This window comes from Streptomyces sp. NPDC021093 (assembly GCF_044333135.1).
In the GTDB taxonomy this organism is placed as follows: Bacteria; Actinomycetota; Actinomycetes; order Streptomycetales; family Streptomycetaceae; genus Streptomyces.
In genome coordinates this window covers 43,829-67,355 of record NZ_JBIRQJ010000016.1, presented here as the reverse complement: position 1 = coordinate 67,355, position 23,527 = coordinate 43,829, and the positions used below count along the sequence as shown (strand labels likewise).

At 70.9% G+C, this 23,527-nt stretch carries 4 protein-coding genes; all 4 read left to right on the top strand.

Annotated features, from left to right (window positions below; translation table 11 throughout):
- Positions 1-166 precede the first annotated feature (166 nt).
- Entirely contained in the window at positions 167-8,410 is an 8,244-nt protein-coding gene (locus ACH4SP_RS37875) for an amino acid adenylation domain-containing protein (RefSeq protein WP_398422196.1), read from the top strand.
- A 50-nt stretch (positions 8,411-8,460) separates the two neighbouring features.
- Positions 8,461-16,293 (top strand): amino acid adenylation domain-containing protein, encoded by a 7,833-nt coding sequence (locus tag ACH4SP_RS37870; RefSeq protein ID WP_398422194.1) that lies wholly within the window; start codon positions 8,461-8,463, stop codon positions 16,291-16,293.
- Positions 16,293-21,950: an amino acid adenylation domain-containing protein gene (locus ACH4SP_RS37865; RefSeq protein ID WP_398422192.1), complete on the top strand. Its 5,658-nt coding sequence runs from the start codon at positions 16,293-16,295 to the stop codon at positions 21,948-21,950. Before ACH4SP_RS37870 ends, ACH4SP_RS37865 begins: the two co-directional genes overlap by 1 nt.
- 285 nt (positions 21,951-22,235) lie before the next feature.
- Positions 22,236-23,519, top strand: coding sequence for a sensor histidine kinase (locus ACH4SP_RS37860; RefSeq protein ID WP_398422190.1), 1,284 nt, complete (start codon positions 22,236-22,238; stop codon positions 23,517-23,519).
- Positions 23,520-23,527 lie beyond the last annotated feature (8 nt).

Genomic DNA, 23,527 nt, shown 5'->3' with positions numbered 1-23,527 from the left:
CCAAGCCTTCGCCCACCTGCGAAATTGCTTCAATAACGCAGCGAAATCGGCCGTGCATACCGTTGGTTCACGAGTGTCATGCGTGTTTGCCCGAGTCGGACGGCCTCACACACGTCGCCAAGTCGAGAGCACACGCCCTTCGTCGGGCCACGAGGAGTTTCGGAAGATGAGCGGTTCGCAGACTGCCGGTGCGGTGGAGTCCGGTGCCGGGGAGGAGCTGTTCGCGGGTGTTCCGGCGCGGTGGCAGGGGCGGCTGTGCCCCGCGCCCGGCTCGACGCTGGCCGAGCTCTTCGAGGCCCAGGCGCGCCGTACTCCCGACGCCCCCGCGGCGACCTTCCGCGACCGGACGCTCAGTTACCGCGAGCTGAACCAGCGGGCCAACCGGCTGGCCCGGCTGCTGGTGGCGCGCGGGGCCGGGCCGGAGCAGGTCGTCGGTGTGCTGATGCCGCGCTCGCTGGAGCAGATCGTGTCGCTGGTGGCAGTGACCAAGACCGGTGCCGCCTATCTGCCGGTGGACGTCGACTACCCGGCCGAGCGCATCGCGTACATGCTCGCCCACTCCGACCCCACCTGCCTGCTCTCCGCCGCCGGTTCCCCCGCCGCGGAAGGGCTCGCCGACCGCCTCGTACTGCTGGACGACCCGGCGGTGGACGAAGCGCTGCGCGGTCTGTCGGACACCGACCTGACCGACGCCGAGCGCACCGAGCCGCTGCGGACGGCCAACCCGGCGTACGTCACCTACACCTCCGGTTCCACCGGGACGCCCAAGGCCGTGGTGATCGAGCAGCGGGCGCTGGCCGACTATCTGGCCTGGGCCCGCAAGGACTACCCGAGCATGGGGCCGGGCGGCACCTCGCTCTGGCACTCGCCGGTCTCCTTCGACATGACCGTCTCGGAGCTGTGGGGGCCGCTGGTGTCCGGCGGGCGGGTGCTGGCCGCCGCGTTGGAGGAGGACGCGTACGCCGACACCGTCTCCTGCACCTTCATGAAGGCCACCCCGAGCCATCTGCCGATGCTCAACCTCCTCCCGGACGGCTACTCGCCCACCGGTGAGCTGATGCTCGGCGGCGAGGCGCTGCTGGGTGCCGCGCTGGACGAGTGGCGCCGCCGCCACCCGCAGGCCACCGTCATCAACGTCTACGGCCCCTCCGAGATCACCGTCAACATGGCGCAGTTCCGGCTGCCGCCCGGCGTGCCGACCCCGGACGGCGTGCTGCCGCTGGGCCGCCTGATGGACAACATGCGCGGCTACGTCCTGGACGACCTGCTGCGCCCGGTGGCGCCTGGCGTCACCGGCGAGCTCTACATCGCGGGCCCCGGGCTCGCCCGCGGCTACTTCAAGCAGCCCGGCCTGTCCAGCGAGCGGTTCGTCGCCGACCCGTTCGGGGCGCCGGGCGGCCGGATGTACCGCTCCGGTGACCTGGCCCACTGGACCGAGGACGGGCAGCTGGTGTTCCGCGGCCGCGCCGACCACCAGGTCAAGGTCCGCGGCTTCCGGGTCGAACCGGGTGAGATCGAGGCCGTGCTGACCCGGCACGAGCAGGTCTCCCGCGCGGTGGTGCTGGTCCGCGAGGACCGCCCCGGCGACCAGCGGATCGTGGCCTACGTGAGCACCGCCGAGGGCGCGGCCGAGCCGGACGCCGCGACGCTGCGGGCGCACGCCGAGGAGACGGTGCCCTGGTACATGGTTCCGTCGGCCTTCGTCGTGATCGACGAGTGGCCGCTGACGCCGAACGCGAAGGTGGACCGCAAGGCCCTGCCCGCACCGGAGTACAGCACCGGTGCCGGCAGCAGCCCGAGCACTCCGACCGAGGAGATCCTGTGCCGGCTGACCGCCGAGGTACTGGGCCTGGAGTCGGTCGGCGTCGATGACAACTTCTTCGAGCTGGGCGGCCATTCCCTGCTGGCCAACCGGCTGACCAGCCGGATCCGCGCGACCCTGGACGCCGAGCTGCCGATGAGCGCGGTGTTCAAGGCACCGACAGTCGCCGGGCTCGCGGCGCTCCTGGCGGGCGCCGGAACGGCACGTACCGCGCTGGCACCGGCGCAGCGTCCGGCCAGGATCCCGCTCTCCCTCGCCCAGCAGCGCCTGTGGTTCCTCCACCAGCTGGAGGGGCCCAGCCCCACCTACAACATCCCGATCGCCGTGCGTCTGACCGGCGAGCTGGACCGCACCGCGCTGGAGGCGGCGCTGGGCGACGTGGTGGCGCGGCACGAGGCGCTGCGCACCTGCTTCGCCGACCACGACGGCGAACCCCACCAGGTGATCCTGGACGCCGAACAGGCCGTCCCCGCAGTGGAGTTCACGGAGCTGGACGGATCCGAGCAGCTTGAGAAGGCGCTGTTCGCGGAGGCCGGGCACGGCTTCGACCTCACCGCAGGAGTACCGCTGAAGGTGGTCCTGTACGGAGTCGGCGGAGGCGAGCACGTCCTGCTCGTCCTGCTGCACCACATCATCACCGACGGCTGGTCCCGCGGCCCGCTCACCCGGGACCTGTCCGCCGCCTATGCCGCCCGCGTGGGTGGGCTGGCGCCGGTCTGGGAAGCGCTGCCGGTGCAGTACGCCGACTACGCGCTGTGGCAGCGCGAGGTGCTGGGCGACGAAGGCGATTCGGGCAGCCTGGTCTCCGAGCAGCTGGCCTTCTGGCACAAGGAACTCAGCGGTGCTCCGGAGCTGTTGGAGCTGCCGCTGGACCGTCCTCGGCCGGCCGTCGCCAGCTATCGCGGCGCCACCGAGCACTTCGTACTGGATGCTGAACTCCACGCGCGGATGGTGGAGTTGGCCCGTGCGTGCGATGTCACGGTGTTCATGGTGCTGCAGGCCGGGCTCGCGGCGCTGCTGTCGCGGCTGGGTGCGGGCACGGACATTCCGATCGGCACGGCGGTGGCGGGGCGCTCCGACGAGGCGCTGGACGATCTGGTCGGGTTCTTCATCAATACTCTGGTGCTGCGTACGGACGTGTCGGGGGATCCGACGTTCCGTGAGCTGCTTGCCCGGGTGCGGGAGACGGATCTGGGGGCGTACGCCCATCAGGACATTCCGTTCGAGCGGGTCGTCGAGGCGGTGAATCCGGCCCGGTCGCTCTCCCACGCCCCCCTCTTCCAGACCATGCTGACCTCGCAGAACACCCCTGAGGACAGCATGGTGTTGCCCGGCCTGGAGGCTGCGGCGCAGGACGTCCACAAGGGGATCGCGCAGTTCGACCTCTCCTTCCACACGAAGGAGAAGACGGCCCAGGACGGCACCCCCGCGGGCATCGACGGCATGCTGGAGTACTCCACCGACCTGTTCGACAAGGCCACCGTCGACGCGCTGACCGCCCGGCTGGTGCGGCTGCTGGCCGAGTGCGCAGCCCAACCGGACGTTTCCATCGGCCAGTTGGAGATCCTGACGGAGAAGGAGCGGCGGCAGGCGCTGGAGGAGTGGCAGGGCCGTCCGCACGAGGTCTCGGGGAAGACCCTGCCCGTCCTCATCGAGGAGCAGGCACGACGCGTGCCCGGTGCTCCCGCCGTCGTGCACGAGGACGTCAGCCTGACCTACGCCGAACTCAACGAGCGCGCCAACCGGCTGGCCCGGCTCCTGGTGGAGCGAGGCGTCGGCCCGGAGTCCTACGTCGCGGTGGCGTTGCCCCGCTCGGTGGACCTGGTGGTGACCCTGCTGGCCATCGTCAAGGCCGGTGGCGCCTACCTGCCGCTGGACCCGTCCTACCCCGCGGACCGACTGGGCTTCATGCTGGAGGACGTGGCGCCCGTACTGGTCGTCACGGCCCAGGGCGTACTCGACCACGTCGCCGCGCCCTGCCCGTCGCTGCGCCTGGAAGGACCCGAGGTCGCCGCGATGCTGACCGGCCAGGACGGCTCGGACCTCACCGACGCCGACCGCATCGCACCGCTGCTCGCGGACAACGCCGTCTTCGTCATCTTCACCTCGGGCTCCACCGGCCGCCCCAAGGGCGTCACCGTGCAACACCGCTCGCTGGACGCCTACCTCAGCTGGACCCGCACGGCGTACCCGGGTGTGGCCGGACGGGCCCTGGTCCACTCGCCGGTCGCCTTCGACCTCACCGCCACCGGCCTGTTCGCGCCGCTGACCTCAGGCGGCTGCCTCGAACTCGTCGAGCTGAACGGCCAGGCCCGCGCGGCGGAGGGAAGGCAGCGGCCCACCTTCGTCAAGGCCACCCCGAGCCACCTGCCGCTGCTCATCGAACTGCCCGCGCAGTTCTCGCCGGCGGAGCAGCTGGTGCTCGGCGGCGAGTCGCTGATGGGCGAGGTCCTGGACGAGTGGCGCAGCCGCCACCCCGGTGCGACCGTCATCAACGAGTACGGCCCGACGGAGACCACCGTCGGCTGCTCGGAGTACCGCATCGAGCCAGGCGAGAGTGTCCCGGCGGGCGTGGTCACCATCGGCCGGCCGATCTGGAACACCCAGATGTTCGTGCTGGACGCCCAGCTGCGCCCGGTGCCCACCGGCAGCACCGGCGAGGTGTACATCGCCGGTGACCTGGTGACCCGCGGCTACCACCGACGCCCGGACCTGACGTCGGGCCGCTTCGTCGCCAACCCCTACGGCCCGGCAGGCAGCCGGATGTACCGCTCGGGCGACCTGGCCAGGTGGCGGGCGGACGGCCAGATGGAGTTCATCGCGCGCGTCGACGACCAGATCAAGCTGCGCGGCTTCCGCATCGAACTGGGAGAGATCGAGGGCGTCATCGGGGCGCACCCGAAGCTGGCCCAGGTCGCCGTGATCGTCCGCGAGGACCAGCCCGGCGACAAGCGGCTGGTCGGCTACGCGGTCCCCGCGCCGGGGCAGCACCCGGACTCCGCCGAGCTGCGCCGCTACGCGGCCGGGCAACTGCCCGACTACATGGTGCCCGCGGTCTTCGTACTGCTCGACGACCTCCCGCTGACGGCCAACCGCAAGCTGGACCGCAAGGCGCTGCCCACGCCCGACTACGGTGCCGCGGCAGGCGGTTCGGACCGTGGGCCGCGCACCGCGTACGAGGAGATCCTGTGCGGCGCCTTCGCGGAGATCCTGGGCCTGCCGCGGGTGGGCGTGGACGACAACTTCTTCGCGCTGGGCGGGCATTCGCTGTTGGTGACCCGGCTGACCAGCCGTATCCGCACCGCTCTGGACGCGGAGCTGCCGATCCGGGCGGTGTTCGAGGCGCCGACCGTCGCCGAACTCGCCGCACGCCTGGCCGACGCGGGTGCGGCCCGCCCGTCCCTGGTGGCGGGCGAACGCCCCGAGCGTCTGCCGCTCTCCGGTTCGCAGCAGAGGCTCTGGTTCCAGCACAAGGTGGAGGGACCCAGCCCGACCTACAACATCGCGACCTCTCTGCGGCTGTCCGGCGAGCTGGACCGCACCGCTCTGGAGGCGGCGTTGGTCGATGTGGTGGGGCGGCACGAGGTGCTGCGTACCCGGTTCGTGGAGGAGTCGGGTGAGCCGTTCCAGGTGGTGCTCGACGGTGAACAGGCCTCTGCTGCCGTTGAGTTGGTGGAGCTGGAGGAGCCGGGTCGGCTGGAGTCGGCGCTGGCGGATGCGGCGGCTTTCGGGTTCGATCTGGCGGCCGGGGTTCCGCTCCGGCTCACTCTCTTCCGGGTGTCCGAGCGTGAGCACGTCCTGCTGGTCCTGGTGCACCACATAGCCAGCGACGGCTGGTCGCTGGGTCCGCTGGCGCGGGACCTGTCCGCCGCCTATGCCGCCCGTGTGGGTGGGCTGGCGCCGGTCTGGGAAGCGTTGCCGGTGCAGTACGCCGACTATGCGCTGTGGCAGCGTGAGGTGCTGGGCGACGAAGGCGATTCGGGCAGTCTGGTCTCCGAGCAGCTGGCCTTCTGGCACAAGGAATTCAGTGGCGCTCCGGAGTTGCTGGAGCTGCCGCTGGACCGCCCCCGGCCGGCCGTCGCCAGCTACTCCGGCGGCGTCGCACGGTTCGAGCTGGATACGGAACTGCACAGCCGCGTCGTGGAGTTGGCGCGGGCGAGCAACGTGACGGTGTTCATGGTGCTGCAGGCCGGGCTCGCGACGTTGCTGTCGCGGCTGGGTGCGGGTACGGACATTCCGATCGGTACGGCGGTGGCGGGGCGCTCCGACGAGGCGCTGGACGATCTGGTCGGGTTCTTCATCAATACGTTGGTGTTGCGTACGGATGTGTCGGGGGATCCGACGTTCCGTGAGCTGCTTGGCCGGGTGCGGGAGACGGATCTGGGGGCGTATGCCCATCAGGACGTTCCGTTTGAGCGGGTTGTCGAGGCGGTGAATCCGGCCCGGTCGTTGTCCCACGGTCCGTTGTTCCAGACCATGTTGTCGTTGCAGAGCGCTGATGAGGGCGGGTTTGCGATGCCGGGTCTGGAGGTGTCCATCAGTGACCTGGACACCGGGGTGGCCAAGGTCGATCTCACCTTCACCCTGCGCGAACGGCTCACGTCGCAGGGTGCCCCGGCGGGCATCGGCGGCATGGTGCAGTACGCCACCGACCTGTTCGAGCACGGGACGGCGCAGGCGCTGGCGGACCGGCTGGTACGGCTGTTGGAAGCCGTGGTCGCCGATTCGGACGCGCGTGTCGGCCAGCTGGAGATCCTGACCGACCGGGAGCGGGAGTTGTTGCTCTCGGGTTGGAACGACACGGCTCGGGGTGGTGCGGTTCGTACGATGCCTGAGCTTGTTGAGGCGTGGGTGGTGGCTGCGCCGGAGGCTCCGGCGTTGGTGCACGGTGGGCGTACGTTCTCGTATCGGGAGTTGGATCAGCGTGCGAACCGGTTGGCCCGGTTGCTGATCGAAGGTGGTGTCGGTCCCGAGCGGGTGGTGGCGCTGGTCCTGCCGAAGTCCGCCGACATGGTCGTGGCGGCGCTCGCGGTGCAGAAGGCCGGCGGCGCTTACCTTCCGGTCGATCCCGCTCATCCGGCGGACCGGATCGCGTACATGCTGGCGGATGCCGCCCCGGCCTGCGTCCTCACCACTTCAGGTGTGGAGCTGCCCGCCACCTCGTGCCCGCAGGTACTGCTGGACGACCATGACGCCACCCGGGACCTCGCGGACGGGCCGGTCAGCGACGCGGAGCGGCTCGCTCCACTGGAGCTGGACCACCCTGCGTATGTCATTTACACCTCTGGTTCCACGGGTCGTCCGAAGGGTGTGGTGGTGACGCACCGTGGGTTGGGTGATCTGTCGGTGAGTGTGGCGGAGCGGTATCTGCTGGATCAGGGCAGTCGGGTGTTGCAGCTTGCTTCGCCGAGTTTTGATGCGTCGGTGCTGGAGGCGGTGATGGCGCTGACGAATGGTGCTGCGCTGGTGGTGCCGGACGGGAAGCAGCAGTTGGTGGGTGAGGAGTTGGCGCGGGTTCTGGTGGAGGAGCGGATCAGTCATACGCTGATGCTGCCGGCCGCGCTGGCCACTCTGCCGGAGGTCGAGCTGCCGTATTTGCGGACGTTGGCCACGGGTGCGGACAAGATCGGTGCTGAGCTGGCGGCTCGGTGGTCGCGTCGTCATCGGATGATCAATTCGTACGGTCCGACCGAGGCGACGGTCGTTGCCGCGATGAGTGGGCCGTTGGGCGGGGAGGGGACTCCGCCGATCGGCGGCCCGGTGGTGAACGGGCGGTTGTATGTGCTGGACGGTGGGTTGCGTCCGGTGCCGGTGGGGGTGGCGGGTGAGTTGTATGTTGCCGGTCCTGGTCTGGCGCGGGGTTATCTGGGGCGTCCGGGGCTGACGGCGGAGCGGTTCGTCGCGGATCCGTTCGGTCCTCCCGGCGGCCGGTTGTACCGGACGGGTGACCTGGTGCGCCGGGGTGTGGACGGCACGCTGGAGTATCTGGGCCGTACGGACAATCAGGTCAAGATCCGGGGTTTCCGTATCGAGCTCGGTGAGATCGAGGCCGCGCTGACCGAGGCTGCGGGCGTCGCGGACGCCCTGGTGATGGTTCATCAGAATGGTTCTACCGGTGACCAGTTGGTGGGTTACGTCACCGCTGACGGTTCCGCCCCCAAGCCCGCTGACCTCCGTGCCCACCTTGCGGCGGGCCTGCCCGGCTATATGGTTCCGGCCGCGTTCGTCGTCCTTGACCGCTGGCCGATGACTCCGAACGGGAAGATCGACCGCAGGGTGCTGCCCGCACCGAGCATCGTCGGTGCCGGCGATGCCGGGCGGGCTCCGCGTACGCCTCGTGAGGAGATCCTGGCGGGTGTCTTCGCCGAGACGCTCGGCGTGGATTCCGTCACCATCGACGACAACTTCTTTGAATTGGGCGGGCATTCACTGCTCGTGACCCGGCTGACCAGTCGTATCCGTACGGCTCTGGACGTGGAGCTGTCGATCCGGGCGGTCTTCGAGGCGCCGACCGTCGCCGCACTCGCCGAGCAGATCGGCACGGCCCGCAGGGCCCGGCCTGCGCTCCGTTCCATGCGCCGTTCTTGAAATTCTCCTGCCCCGCACCGCTCGTTTTCAGTTTCTAGAGGAGCTCCGCCATGTACCCGTTGTCGTTCGCACAGCGGCGGTTGTGGTTTGCCTTCCAGGTGGAGGGCCCCAGTCCGACGTACAACATTCCGATCGCTGTCCGTCTGACCGGCGAGCTGGACCGCACCGCTCTGAAGGCGGCGTTGGTCGATGTGGTGGGGCGGCACGAGGTGCTGCGTACCCGGTTCGTGGAGGAGTCGGGTGAGCCGTTCCAGGTGGTGCTGGACGGTGAACAGGCGCGCCCTGTAGTTGAGTTGGTGGAGGTGGGGGAGCCGGGTCGGCTGGAGTCCGTGCTGGCGGAGGCGGCGGCTTTCGGGTTCGATCTGGCGGCTGGGGTTCCGCTGCGGTTCACGCTTTTCCGGGTGTCCGAGCGTGAGCACGTCCTGCTGGTGCTGCTGCATCACATAGCGGGTGACGGCTGGTCGATGGGCCCGCTGTCGCGGGATCTGTCCGCCGCTTACACAGCTCGCACGGGTGGGCTGGCGCCGGTCTGGGAAGCGTTGCCGGTGCAGTACGCCGACTACGCGCTGTGGCAGCAAGATGTGCTGGGCGAGGAAGATGATCCCGACAGTCTGATATCCGAGCAGTTGGCTTTCTGGCAGAAGGAGTTGGCGAGTTCTCCGGAGCTGTTGGAGCTTCCGCTGGACCGCCCCCGGCCTGCTGTCGCCAGCTACCGTGGCGCCGTCGCGCGCTTCGAGCTGAATGCTGAACTCCACGCGCGGATCGTGGAGTTGGCGCGTGCGAGCGATGTCACGGTGTTCATGGTGCTGCATGCGGCGGTGGCCGCACTGCTGTCACGGCTGGGCGCGGGCGAGGACATCCCGATCGGTACGCCGGTGGCGGGGCGTTCGGACGAGGCGCTGGAGGACCTGGTCGGGTTCTTCATCAATACTCTGGTGTTGCGTACGGATGTGTCGGGGGATCCGACGTTCCGTGAGCTGCTTGGCCGGGTGCGGGAGGCGGATCTGGGGGCGTATGCCCATCAGGACGTTCCGTTTGAGCGGGTTGTCGAGGCGGTGAATCCTGCTCGGTCGTTGTCCCACGGTCCGTTGTTCCAGACCATGTTGTCGTTGCAGAGCGCTGATGAGGGCGGGTTTGCGATGCCGGGTCTGGAGGTGTCCGTCAGCGACCTGGACACCGGGGTGGCCAAGGCTGATCTGACCTTCACGCTGCGCGAACGCCGTACGTCACAGGGTGCTCCGGCGGGTATCGGCGGTGAAGTGCAGTACGCCACCGACCTGTTCGAGCACGGGACGGCGCAGGTGTTGGTGGACCGGCTGGTGCGGTTGGTGGACGCCGTCGTCGCTGATGCGGATGCCCGCGTGGGTAAGGCGGAGATTCTCACGGGCCAAGAGCGGGAGCTGTTGCTCTCGGGTTGGAATGACACGGCTCGGGGTGGTGTGGTTCGTACGATGCCTGAGCTTGTTGAGGCGTGGGTGGTGGCTGCGCCGGAGGCTCCGGCGTTGGTGCACGGTGGGCGTACGTTCTCGTATCGGGAGTTGGATCAGCGTGCGAACCGGTTGGCCCGGTTGCTGATCGAAGGTGGTGTCGGCCCCGAGCGGGTGGTGGCGCTGGTCCTGCCGAAGTCCGCGGACATGGTCGTGGCGGCGCTCGCGGTGCAGAAGGCGGGCGGTGCCTATGTTCCGGTAGACCCGGCTCATCCGGCGGACCGGATCGCCTACATGCTGACGGACGCCCGGCCGACGTGCGTGCTGACGGAGTCGGGGACGGCCGGTGACCTGCCGGAGGTGTCCTGCCCGCTGGTCGTGCTGGACGAGGCGGGGGTGGTGTCGCGGCTGGCGGAGCTGTCCGACACGACGGTGACGGACGACGAGCGTGTTGCTCCGCTCGATGTCCACCACCCTGCGTATGTCATTTACACCTCTGGTTCCACGGGTCGTCCGAAGGGTGTGGTGGTGACGCACCGTGGGTTGGGTGATCTGTCGGTGAGTGTGGCGGAGCGGTATCTGCTGGATCAGGGCAGTCGGGTGTTGCAGCTTGCTTCGCCGAGTTTTGATGCGTCGGTGCTGGAGGCGGTGATGGCGCTGACGAATGGTGCTGCGCTGGTGGTGCCGGACGGGAAGCAGCAGTTGGTGGGTGAGGAGTTGGCGCGGGTTCTGGTGGAGGAGCGGATCAGTCATACGCTGATGCTGCCGGCCGCGCTGGCCACTCTGCCGGAGGTCGAGCTGCCGTATTTGCGGACGTTGGCCACGGGTGCGGACAAGATCGGTGCTGAGCTGGCGGCTCGTTGGTCGCGTCGTCATCGGATGATCAATTCGTACGGTCCGACGGAGGCGACGGTTGTTGCTGCGATGAGTGGGCCGTTGGGCGGGGAGGGGGCTCCGCCGATCGGTGGTCCGGTGGTGAACGGGCGGTTGTATGTGCTGGACGGTGGGTTGCGTCCGGTGCCGGTGGGGGTGGCGGGTGAGTTGTATGTTGCCGGTCCTGGTCTGGCGCGGGGTTATCTGGGGCGTCCGGGGCTGACGGCGGAGCGGTTCGTCGCGGATCCGTTCGGTCCTCCCGGCGGCCGGTTGTACCGGACGGGTGACCTGGTGCGGCGGGGTGTGGACGGCACGTTGGAGTATCTGGGCCGTACGGACAATCAGGTCAAGGTCCGGGGTTTCCGTATCGAGCTCGGTGAGATCGAGGCCGCGCTGACCGAGGCTGCGGGCGTCGCGGACGCCCTGGTGATGGTCCGTCAAAGCGACACCACAGGTGAGCAGTTGGTGGGATACGTGACCAACGGTGGTGGGTGTCCGGAGCCTGCCGGGTTGCGTGCCCACCTCGCGTCGAGGCTGCCCGGCTATATGGTTCCGGCCGCGTTCGTCGTCCTTGACCGCTGGCCGATGACTCCGAACGGGAAGATCGACCGCAGGGCACTGCCCGATCCCACCTTCACCGGGTCCACCACCGACGGACGGGCTCCGCGTTCGGCCCGTGAGGAGATCCTGGCGGGTGTCTTCGCCGAGACGCTCGGCGTGGATTCCGTCACCATCGACGACAACTTCTTTGAACTGGGCGGGCATTCACTGCTCGTGACCCGGCTGACCAGCCGTATCCGTACCGCTCTGGATGCGGAGCTGTCGATCCGGGCGGTCTTCGAAGCGCCGACCGTCGCCGCACTCGCCGCCCGACTGGCGGAGGGCTCGGCGCGGGCGGCGCTGGTGGCGGGCGAGCGCCCCGATGCGCTGCCGTTGTCGTTCGCGCAGCAGCGGTTGTGGTTTGCCTTCCAGGTGGAGGGCCCCAGTCCGACGTACAACATTCCGATCGCTGTCCGTCTGACCGGCGAGCTGGACCATGTCGCCCTGGAGGCGGCGTTGGTCGATGTGGTGGGGCGGCACGAGGTGCTGCGTACCCGGTTCGTGGAGGAGTCGGGTGAGCCGTTCCAGGTGGTGCTCGACGGTGAACAGGCGCGCCCTGCCGTTGAGTTGGTGGAGCTGGAGGAGCCGGGTCGGCTGGAGTCGGCGTTGGCCGAGGCGGCCGCGTACGGGTTCGACCTGGCAGCCGGGGTTCCGCTCCGGCTCACTCTCTTCCGGGTGTCCGAGCGTGAGCACGTCCTGCTGGTTCTGCTGCATCACATAGCGGGTGACGGCTGGTCGATGGGCCCGCTGTCGCGGGACCTGTCCGCCGCCTACACGGCTCGCACGGGTGGGCAGGCCCCGGCCTGGGAAGCGCTGCCGGTGCAGTACGCCGACTACGCGCTGTGGCAGCGTGACGTGCTGGGTGAGGAGAACGATCCCGGCAGTCTGGTCTCCGAGCAGCTGGCCTTCTGGCGCAAGGAACTCAATGGCGCTCCGGAGCTGTTGGAGCTTCCGTTGGACCGCCCCCGCCCGGCCGTCGCCAGCCATCGCGGCGCCACCGAGCGCTTCGTACTGGACGCCGAACTCCACTCGCGCATCGTCGAGTTGGCGCGTGCGTGTGATGTCACGGTGTTCATGGTGCTGCATGCGGCGGTGGCCGCACTGCTGTCGCGGCTGGGCGCGGGTAAGGACATTCCGATCGGCACGGCGGTGGCGGGGCGCTCCGACGAGGCGCTGGACGACCTCATCGGGTTCTTCATCAACACTCTGGTGCTGCGTACGGACGTGTCGGGCGACCCCACCTTCCGCGAGCTGCTCTCCCGGGTGCGGGAGACCGACCTGGACGCCTACGCCCACCAGGACATCCCGTTCGAGCGGGTCGTCCACGCGGCGGGCGTGACCCGTACCCTCTCGCACACCCCCTTCTTCCAGGTCTCCCTCAACCTTGAGGAGAGCGCGGGGGACGCGCCGGCCATGCCGGGGCTGCGGGTGGAGTCCCAGCCGGTGGGCCTGGACGCCGCCAAGTCCGAGCTGGTCTTCGGTCTCACCGAGCAGTACTCGGCAGCCGGTGAACCGGCCGGTTTCGCCGGACAGCTCACCTATGCCACGGACCTGTTCGAGTCCGCGAGCGCCGAGGCGCTGGCCGAGCGGCTGGTCCGGCTGGTGCGGGCCGTCGTGGCCGAGCCCGATCAGACCGTGGGCAGTGCGGAGATCCTCGGCGACGAGGAGCGGCGGGAGCTGCTCGACGGCCGCAATGCCACGGAGCAGCAGGTACCGGCGTTGACGATGCCGGAGCTGTTCGAGGCCCACGTCGCCCGTGACCCGGAGGCGGCGGCCGTGGTCTTCGAGGGCACGGTTCTCTCCTACGGCGAACTGGACCGACGGGCCAACCGGTTGGCCCGCCTCCTCGTCTCCCGGGGCGTGGGTCCTGAGCGGCTGGTGGCCCTGGCCGTGCCGCGCTCGGCCGAGCTGGTCGTCGCCGCTCTCGCCGTCCACAAGGCGGGCGGGGCGTACCTGCCGATCGATCCGGACTACCCGGCCGACCGCATCGGCTACATGCTCACCGACGCCGCCCCGGCCTGCGTCCTCACCACTTCAGGTGTGGAGCTGCCCGCCACCTCGTGCCCGCGGGTGCTGCTGGACGACCACGACGCCACCCGGGACCTCGCGGACGGGCCGGTCAGCGACGCGGAGCGGCTCGCTCCGCTGGATCTGCACCACCCCGCGTACGTCATCTACACCTCGGGATCCACCGGCCGCCCCAAGGGTGTGATCGTCACCCACACCGGTATCGCCTCGCTCTCCGCGGCACACGGCGCACACCTCGACGTGACGGAGCGGTCGCGGGTCCTGCAGTTCGCCGCGCTCAGCTTCGACGCCGCCGCCTGGGAGCTGATCATGGCCCTCACGCACGGCGCCGCCCTCGTCCTCGCACCGTCGGCACGCCTTGCCGCGGACGGGGAACTGACCGCGCTGCTCACCGAGCAGCGCGTCACCCACGCCACTCTTCCCCCGGCCGTGCTCGGTGTGCTGCCTCCCGGCTCGCTCCCGCAGGACATGACGCTGATCGTGGCGGGCGAGGCCTGCCCGCCCGAGCAGGTCGGCCGCTGGTCGGCGGGCCGACGCATGGTCAATGCCTACGGTCCGACCGAGGCCACCGTCTGCTCGACCGTCAGCAGGCCCCTGACCGGCGCCGTGGTGCCGCCGATGGGCACGCCCATCACCAACGCCAAGGTCTACCTCCTGGACGAGCGACTGCGCCCGGTGCCGCCGGGCGTGGCGGGCGAGCTCTACAGCACAGGGCCCGGCCTGGCCCGCGGCTACCTGGGCCGCCCGGAGCTGACCGCCGAGCGCTTCGTGGCCAACCCCTACGGTCCGCCCGGCAGCCGCCTCTACCGCACCGGCGACCTCGCCCGGTACACCCCGCACGGCACCCTCGAATACCTCGGCCGCACCGACAACCAGGTCAAGGTCCGCGGCTTCCGTATCGAGCTCGGCGAGATCGAGACCGTGCTCGCGGACCTCCCCGGCGTCACCGGAGCCCTGGTGATGGCCCGTCAGGACGGTCCCAGTGGGCGCCAGTTGGTCGGGTACGTCACCGCTGACGGGCCCGCGGTGAACCCCGCCGACCTCCGTGCGCGCCTTGCCGAGAGCCTGCCCGACTACATGGTCCCGGCCGCCGTCGTGGTCCTCGACCGCTGGCCGACGACCCCCAACGGCAAGATCGACCGCAAGGCGCTGCCCGCCCCCGCCTTCACCGGGTCCACCACCGGCGGACGCGCCCCCCGCACCCCCAGGGAGGAGACCCTGGCCGGGATCTACGCCGGCATCCTCGGCCTCGACACCGTCACCATCGACGACAACTTCTTCGAACTGGGCGGTGACAGCATCAGCTCGATGCGGGTGGTGTCCCAGGCCCGCGAGAACGGCCTGTCGCTGACGGTGCAGCAGATCTTCCTGCACCGTACGGTCGCGGAGCTGGCCGACGTGGCCGCCGAGGTGCCCGGTTCCGGCTGGGCCACCGCGGACGACGGCGTGGGGGCCTTCCCGCTGACGCCGATCATGCACTGGCTGCACGGGCTGGACGGCCCGGTGTCGGGCTTCAACCAGTCGGTGACGGTACGGGTTCCGGCCGGGGCGGCCCCGGACCGGCTGATCGCTGCGGTGCAGAGCTGGCTGGACCACCACGACATGCTGCGGCTGCGGATGACGACCGCCGACGACGGGTCCTGGCAGCCGGTCGTGGCGGAGCGCGGGGCGGTGGCCGCCACCGCGGTGCTGCACCGGGTGGACGTCGTAGCCCTGCCGCCGCGGGAGCGGGACGCGGTCATGGTCGACGAGGGGGAGCGGGCACGGCTGCGGCTGTCCCCGGAGAACGGCTCGGTGATCCAACTGGTCTGGTACGACGCCGGGCCCGAGGCGCCGGGGCTGCTGCAGGTCGTGGCGCACCACCTGGCCGTGGACGGGGTGTCCTGGCACATCCTGGTGCCGGATCTGCGCGAGGCCTGGGAGGCGGCGTCCACCGGGCGCGATCCGAAGTTCGCGCCGGTGGCCACCTCCTTCAGGTCGTGGGCACAGCGGCTCGCCGAGGCCGCGCAGGAGCCCGAGTGGGAGGCCGGGCTTGACGTGTGGATGCGGGCCGCGGCCGGCACCCCTGACGGCACGTCGAGCGTCGAAGTGCCTTGGGGTGCACGGGAGTTGGACCCGCGGCGGGACACCGCCGCGACGGTGCGGAACCTGGAGCTGAGCCTCTCTCCCGAGCGGACGCAGCCGCTGCTGACGTCCGTTCCCGCGGCGTTCCACGCCAACGTGGGCGAAGTGCTGCTGAGCGCGTTCGCCCTGGCGGTGCGCGAGTGGCGGCGACGCCGCGGCGAGGCCGCCGACGGCGTGCTCGTCGACCTGGAGGGACACGGCCGCGAGGACATCCTGCCGGGGGCCGAACTGTCCGGCACGGCGGGCTGGTTCACCAGCCTCTACCCGGTACGGCTGACCCCGGCCGCCGCGGACTGGGCCGAGGTGCGGGCGGGCGGACCGGCGGTCGGCGAGTCCCTCAAGCTGATCAAGGAGCAGCTGCGGGCGCTTCCCGGCAACGGAGTGGGCTACGGCATGCTGCGCCACCTCAACCCGCGGCTGGGCCCCGTACTCTCCGCGCTTCCGGCCCCGCAGCTGGCGTTCAACTACCTCGGGCGGTTCGAGGTGACGGACACGGCGGCCGGTGAGGGCCGGCCGTGGACGATGGTCGGTGGCCTGCCCTCGCCCGTACCGCAGGACGGCGGGATGCCGCTGGCGCACCCCCTCGCGGTCAACGCACTCACCCAGGACCTGCCCGAAGGCCCCCGGCTGAGCGTCACCTGGTCCTGGGCGGGCGGGATCCTGCCCGACGAGGACGTCCGGGACCTCGCCGACCTGTGGTTCACCGCCCTGGACGCCCTGACCGCCCACGCCCAGGAGGCCGGTACCGGTGGCCACAGTCCTTCCGACCTTGCCCTCGGTCTCTCTCAGGCAGAGATCGACGAACTCGAAGCAGAACTGAGGATGCTCTGATGAACCGGGCCGCGCTCGAAGACGTTCTGCCGCTGACCCCGCTCCAGGAGGGGATGTTCTTCCACTCCCTCTACGACGATGACGCGGTCGACGTCTACAACACCCAGATGGTCCTCGATCTGGAGGGACCGCTGCGGGCGGAGACCCTCAGGACGGCCGTCGAGGTGCTCATCCGCCGCCACCCCAACCTGCGCGCCGGATTCCGGCAGCGGCAGAACGGCCAGGCGATGCAGGTGATCCACCGCGACGTGCCGCTGCCGTGGGAGGAGGTCGACCTCTCGGCCGGTGACGCCGCGGACACCGAGGCGCGCCAGGAGGAGCTGCTCGCCGCCGACCGGACACGGCGCTTCTCGCTCGACCGGCCGCCGCTGATGCGCTTCACCCTCGTACGGCTGGGTGCCGAGCGGCACCGGCTGGTGATGACCAGCCACCACATGCTGCTGGACGGCTGGTCCGTCCCCGTGCTGGTCCGCGAGCTGTTCACGCTGTACGAGGGCGGGGGCGACGACTCGGCGCTGTCCCGGCCGGTGCCGCACCGCAGCTACTTCGGCTGGCTGGCGCAGCAGGACGACGCGCGGTCGGAGACGGCCTGGCGGGAAGCCCTGGACGGGCTGGCCGGGCCGACCCTGGCGTTCTCCGCCGACCCGTCGCGGGTGCCGGGCATGCCCGCGCGGGCGAAGACCTCGCTGCCCGCCGATTTCGCCGCCGACCTGGACGCGCTGGTGCGCGACCGCGGTCTGACGGCCAACCACCTCGTCCAGATGGCCTGGTCGCTGGTGCTGGCCCGGCTCACCGGCCGGGACGACATGGTCTTCGGCACGCTGGTCTCCGGCCGGCCGCCGGAGATCCCCGGCATCACCACGATGATCGGGATGTTCATCAACACCATCCCGGTACGGGTGCGGCTGGACCGCACCGAGTCGGTGCTCAAGAACCTCGACCGGCTGCGCAGGGAACAGGCGGCGCTGCTGCCGCACCACCACCTGGGTCTCGGCCGGCTGCAGCGGATGGCAGGACACGGCGACCTCTTCGACACCTTCGTGGTGTTCGAGAACTACCCGGACGACGACGCGGCCCGCCCGTCCTACGCCGGGGTCCGGGTGGCGGTGGCCGGCGGTCACGACGCCGCGCACTACCCGCTGCGCGTCGTCGCCGGGCTGGCCGGGCGGCGGCTGCAGATCGACCTGGAGTACCAGCCGGACCTGCTCGACGAGGACGAGGCGGAGGCGGTGCTCACCGCGCTCACCCAGGTGCTGAAGGCGGTCGTGGCCGCTCCGGACGGCAGCGCGGGGGACGTGGAGTTCGCCCTGCCGTCGGCGTTCCGCCGGTCCACCGCGCCGGCCGAGGACGGCGCCGGGGCGCACGCCCCGGGCGACGGCCCGGCCCACCGGGGCCCGAGGGCCCCGCAGACGCCGACCGAGGAGATCCTCTGCGGTCTCTTCGAGAAGGTGCTGGGGCAGCCCTGCCGCTCGGTGGACGAGAGCTTCTTCGACCTGGGCGGTCAGTCGCTCACCGCGATCCGGCTGCTGAGCCAGGTCCGTGCCGCCTTCGGGGCGGAGCTCTCGGTGCGTGCGGTCTTCGAGGCGCCGACGGTGGCCGGTCTCGCCGCGCAGCTGGCACACGCGGACACCGCCCGGCCGCCGCTGGCGGCGGTGGCGCGCCCCGAGCGGGTGCCGATGTCCTACGCCCAGCGCGGCCTGTGGTTCGCCTACCGGCTCAACGGGCCCGGTGCGACGTACAACAACCCGCTGCCGCTGCGGCTCTCCGGAGACCTGGACCGCGCCGCGCTGGCCGCCGCGCTCACCGACCTCGTGGAGCGGCACGAGGTGCTGCGCACCCGCTTCGCCGAGTTCGCGGGCCAGCCGTGCCAGATCGTCCTGGACGCCCAGGAGGCGGACGTACGGCTGGAGTTGGTCGAGCTCGCGGGCGAGCAGGACCTGCCGGGGGCACTGGCGGGGGCGACCGGTCACGCCTTCGACCTGGCCACCGAGGTCCCCCTGCGGGCCACGCTCTTCCGGGTGTCCGAGCGTGAGCACGTGCTCTGCCTGCTCACCCATCACATCGTCAGCGACGGCTGGTCGATGGCTCCGCTGGCCCGCGACCTGTCCGCCGCCTACCGGTCCCGTACGGCGGGCCGGGCCCCGCAGTGGCAGCCGCTGCCCGTGCAGTACGCGGACTACGCGCTGTGGCAGCAGGAGCTGCTGGGCGCAGAGTCGTCCCCCGGCAGTGTCGCGGCACGCCAAGTGGAGTACTGGACCAAGGAGTTGGCGGGAGTTCCGGAGCTGCTCCAGCTGCCTCTGGACCGCCCGCGTCCTGCGGTGGCCGATCAGCGCGGGGCCGGCGTGCGCTTCGCCCTGGACGCCGCGCTGCACGCGCGGATCGCCGAGCTGGCCAAGCAGTCCGACGTCACCGTGTTCATGGTCGTCCAGGCGGCGCTGGCCGCGCTGCTCTCCCGGCTGGGCGCGGGCAGCGACATCCCGATCGGCGCCGTGCTGGCGGGGCGTACCGACGAGGCGCTGGACCAGCTCATCGGGTTCTTCGTCAACACCCTGGTGCTGCGCACGGACGTGTCGGGGGACCCGACCTTCCGCGAACTGCTCGCCCGGGTGCGGGAGACGGACCTGGGCGCCTACGCCCACCAGGACCTGCCGTTCGAGCGGATCGTCGAGGCCGTCAACCCCGGCCGCTCCCTCTCGCACGCCCCGCTCACCCAGGTCACCCTGGTCTTCCAGAACAACGAGCGCGGCTCGATGGACCTCCCCGGGCTGCGGGTCTCCGCCGAGGGCGACGCGGCCGGCAACGCGCGGGTGGACCTGGCCTTCAACATGGGCGAGAGCCACACCGGGGAAGGCGCCCCGGACGGCATCGAAGGACTGGTGGAGTACGCCGCCGAGCTGTTCGAGCCGGACACCGTGCGACGGCTGACCGAGCGGCTGACCAGGCTGCTGGAGAGCGCCACCGCCGACCCCGGCACCGCGGTCTCCGTACTGGAGATCCTCTCGGCGGAGGAGCGCCGGACGCTGCTGCAGAGCGGGTCCGACGCGGACGTCGCGGGGAGGGCGGGCACCTTCCCCGAGCTGTTCGAGGCGCAGGTACGGCGCACCCCGCAGCGGCCCGCGGTGGCCTGCGCGGACACCACCGTGACCTACACCGAGCTCAACGAACGGGCCAACCGCCTGGCCAGGCAGCTGGTCGCCCGCGGCGTCGGACCCGAGACGTACGTGGCGGTGGCGCTGCCCCGCTCGGCGCTGATGCTGGAGGGCATGCTCGCCGTCATGAAGGCCGGTGCGGGATACCTGCCGCTCGACCCGGCCTACCCGGCCGAGCGGCTGTCCGCGATGCTCTCGGACAGCGCGCCGGTGCTGCTGCTGACCACCGAGGAACTGGCGAGCCTGCTGCCGCGCACCGAGGGCCTCGACACGCTGCTGGTCGACGGGGCGGCCACCGCCGCCGACCGGGCCGCGCTGCCCGGGACGGACCTGGGCGACACCGACCGCACCGCCCCGCTGCGGGTCACCCACCCGGCCTACGTCGTCTTCACGTCGGGCTCCACCGGCCGCCCCAAAGGCGTCCTGGTCAGCCACGCCGGGATCGGCGCGCTGGCCGCCAACCAGTCGGCCCACTACGGGGTGGTGCCCGAGAGCCGGGTGCTGCAGTGCGCCTCGCCCAGTTTCGACGTGTCGATCGCGGAGTTCTGTCTGGCCCTGCTGTCCGGCGCGTGCCTGGTCGTACCCGCGCAGACCCCGGTCGGGCCCGAGCTCGCCGCGTTCCTCGCCGAGCAGCGCATCAGCCACCTGCTGATCGCCCCGTCGGCGCTCGCGGAGGTGCCGCGGACCGAGCTGCCCGACTTCCGCACGATGATCACCGGCGGGGAGCCGCTCTCCCCGGAACTGGCCGAGTTCTGGGGCCGGGACCGTTTGCTGATCAATGCGTACGGGCCCACCGAGGCCACCTGCGACGTGAGCTTCACCCGGCGCCTGGTCCCCGACGCGGCCGCCGCTTCGGTCATCGGCCGGCCGATCGAAGGCAACAGGATGTACGTCCTGGACAAGGCGCTGCAGCCGGTACCGCCCGGTACCGAGGGCGAGTTGTACGTGTCCGGCGGCGGTCTGGCGCGCGGCTACCTGGCCAATCCCGGCATGACCGCGGAGCGCTTCGTCGCCGACCCGTACGGCGGCCCCGGCGCCCGGATGTACCGCACCGGAGACCTGGCGGTGTGGAACGCCGACGGGCAGCTGCAGTTCCGCGGCCGCGCGGACACCCAGGTCAAGGTCCGCGGCTTCCGCGTGGAGCTGGGCGAGGTGGAGGCCGCGGTCGCGGACTGCGCCGGGGTGGAGCGGGCCGTGGTGATGGTCCGCGAGGACCGGCCGGGCGATCAGCGCCTGGTGGCGTACGTGGAACCCCGCGCAGGACAGGGCGAGTTGACGCTGCGCGCGCTGCGCTCCGAGGTCGCCGAGCGGCTGCCCGCCTACATGGTGCCGGGCGGCTTCGTCCTCGTGGACCGATGGCCGCTGACGCCCAACGGCAAGCTGGACCAGCGGGCGCTTCCGGCGCCCGTGCAGTCCGCGACGGGCGAGTACCGGGCGCCGGGTTCACCGCAGGAGGACCTGGTCTGCCGCCTGTTCGCCGAGGCGCTCGGCGTGGAGCGGGTCGGCGTGGACGACGGCTTCTTCGAGCTCGGCGGGCACTCCCTGCTCGCCACCCGGCTGGTCCACCGCATCGGACAGGCGCTGGGCCGCCCGCTGGAGCTGCGGGACATCTTCGCCGCGCCGACCCCGGCCCGGCTGTGCGAGCACCTCGAAGGGGACGGCGGCAGCGCCTTCGACGTGATCCTGCCGCTGCGCACCTCGGGCACCGCGGCCCCGCTGTTCTGCGTACACCCCATCGCCGGACTCAGCTGGCGCTACTCGACGCTGCTGAGTGCGCTCAGCCCCGACCACCCGGTGTACGGGGTGCAGGCCAGGGGGCTGGACGGGGAAGGGCCGCTGCCCACCTCCATGACCGAACTGGCCGTGGACTACGCCCAGCAGATCCGTACGGTGCAGCCCGAGGGCCCGTACCACATCCTGGGCTGGTCGCTGGGCGGGATCATGGCGCAGGCCGTGGCCACCGCGCTGGAGGCGGACGGGCAGGAGATCGGGCTGCTGGCGGTGCTGGACACTTCGCCGCCCGAACCCGGCGGCCCGGGGACCGGGACGCACGAGGAGATCCTCGCCCAGATGTACGAGGGGTACGGCAAGATCTACGGCCTTCCGGAGGACGCGCCCGCCGAGCCGACGCCGGACCGGATGCGTGCCCAGATCGTCTCTTGGTACGGGGAGGGCAGCAGCGAGCTGCGTCACCTGAGCCGCGAGCACCGGGCCGCCGCGCTGGAGGTGAGCGTCAACAACGCCTGGCTGGCGACGGAGCGGCGGCCGGAAGTGCTGTGCTCGGACCTGCTGCTGGTACTGGCCACCCGCAAGCGGCTGGAGGCCGTGGTGCCCGAGGCGTGGGGGGAGTTCGTGGCGGGCAGGACCGAGATCGTCGAGGTGGACTGCGAGCACGCGCACATGATGGATCCGGGTCCCGCGGAGCAGATCGCGCGGCTCGTCGCGCCGCGGATCGGACGGGTGCGGGGGACCGGTGCGGTCCCTGAAGGGGCGGCCCTCACGTCCTGAACCGTCCTAGGGGGCAGGGGTGTTGAAGGGGGGTGGCGGTGACCGCCGCCCCCCTTCGGCGCGGTGCGGTGCGGTGCGATGCGGTGCGATGCCGTTGCTGTGCCCTGTGCCCTGTGCCCTGTGCCCTGTGCCCTGTGCCCTGTGCCCGTGCCTGCGCTGGTGCGGGACGGGGTGCTGTGATGCGGCGGCTCTATCATGATTTGTGTGACGAGTTACCCGGACGGTGCAGAGTGGCCAGCGAGTCCGCAGGGGCCGGCGAGTTCGTCGAGTCCGCGAGAGCCCGGAGTGAAACAGCGATTGGCGTCCTCCGTGCAGGCCTTGTGCGGGGAGCTCTTCGACTTCTCGCCGCGTCCGCTGCCGACCTTCTCGCGGTCGCGGATCCGGGTGCTCCGCCAACTCCCGCTCCTCCTCGCGGGGGTGTTCACGCTCTACCTCGTCGGGCCGGGAACGGCCGTGGTCGCCGAACAGCTGCAGACGCACTGGGCGCCGGCCGCGCTGCTCGCGTGCGTCCAGGCGGCGGCCGTGCCACTGGCCCTGACCCGGCCGGTGGCCGCCTGGTGGCTGTCGCTCGCGGCCATGGTGCCGTTCCCCCTGCTGCTCGCGGCGCGGGACGCCGCGCCCGCAGGTCTGACGCCCTGGCCGTGGACGGAGATGGGGTTCCTCGCGCATCTGACCCTCACGCTGCTCGTCGCCTGGCGGGTCAGTGCCCGGCTGTCCGTCGCGCAGTGGCTGTTGACGCTGCTCGTCGGCACGGCGCTCGGGGCGGTGCTGAGCCCCGAGGGAGCGGGGAAGGGCCTGCTGGCGTTCGGGATGCTGTCCGGGGTCGGGCTGGTGCTGCTGGCCGCCGTGCGCGGACGCAAGGAGGCGCAGCGGCAGCTGCGACGGCAGGAGAAACTCACCGAGATCGAGCGGTTCCGCAGGACCCTGCTGGAGGAACGGGCACGCATCGCGCGTGAACTGCACGACGTCGTCGCCCACCACATGTCCGTCGTCGCCGTACAGGCGGAAGCCGCTCCGTTTCTCGTCGAGGATCCGCCGGAGGCGATGCGCGAGAGCCTCGGCAGCATTCGACGGAACGCGCTGGCGGCCCTGACGGAAATGCGCCACATTCTGGGCATGATGCGGTCCGACGATTCCGCTGCGGGCAGCAAGGACGGCAGATATGCGCCGCAGCCGACCCTGGAGAATCTCGACGAACTGGTCGGCAATGTCCAGGCGGTCGGGCTGACCGTGAAGACAGAGATATCGGGTGTCCCGCGGGTCCTGCCCCACCACGTCGAACTCTCGGCCTTTCGCATTACTCAGGAAGCGCTGAGCAATGTGCTGCGCCACGCACCGGGCGCCCAGGTCCGGGTCGAGCTGACCTACGGGGACTCGGATCTCGGAGTGCGGGTGGTCAACACCCCGGCCACCGCCCCCGCGCAGCGCCAGAGCGGCAGCGGGCACGGCGTCCTCGGCATGCGGGAGCGGGCCTCCATGCTCGGCGGCACGCTGCACGTGGGGGTCATGGAGGACGGCCGGTTCGAGGTACGGGCACTGCTGCCGACCGGGGCGGGCGAGGACTCATGACCGGGGCG

Excerpts from the sequence above, each read along its gene's own strand:
- ACH4SP_RS37875 (WP_398422196.1), top strand. The coding sequence starts at position 167 with ATGAGCGGTTCGCAGACTGCCGGTGCGGTGGAGTCCGGTGCCGGGGAG.
- ACH4SP_RS37870 (WP_398422194.1), top strand. The coding sequence starts at position 8,461 with ATGTACCCGTTGTCGTTCGCACAGCGGCGGTTGTGGTTTGCCTTCCAG.
- ACH4SP_RS37865 (WP_398422192.1), top strand. The coding sequence starts at position 16,293 with ATGAACCGGGCCGCGCTCGAAGACGTTCTGCCGCTGACCCCGCTCCAG.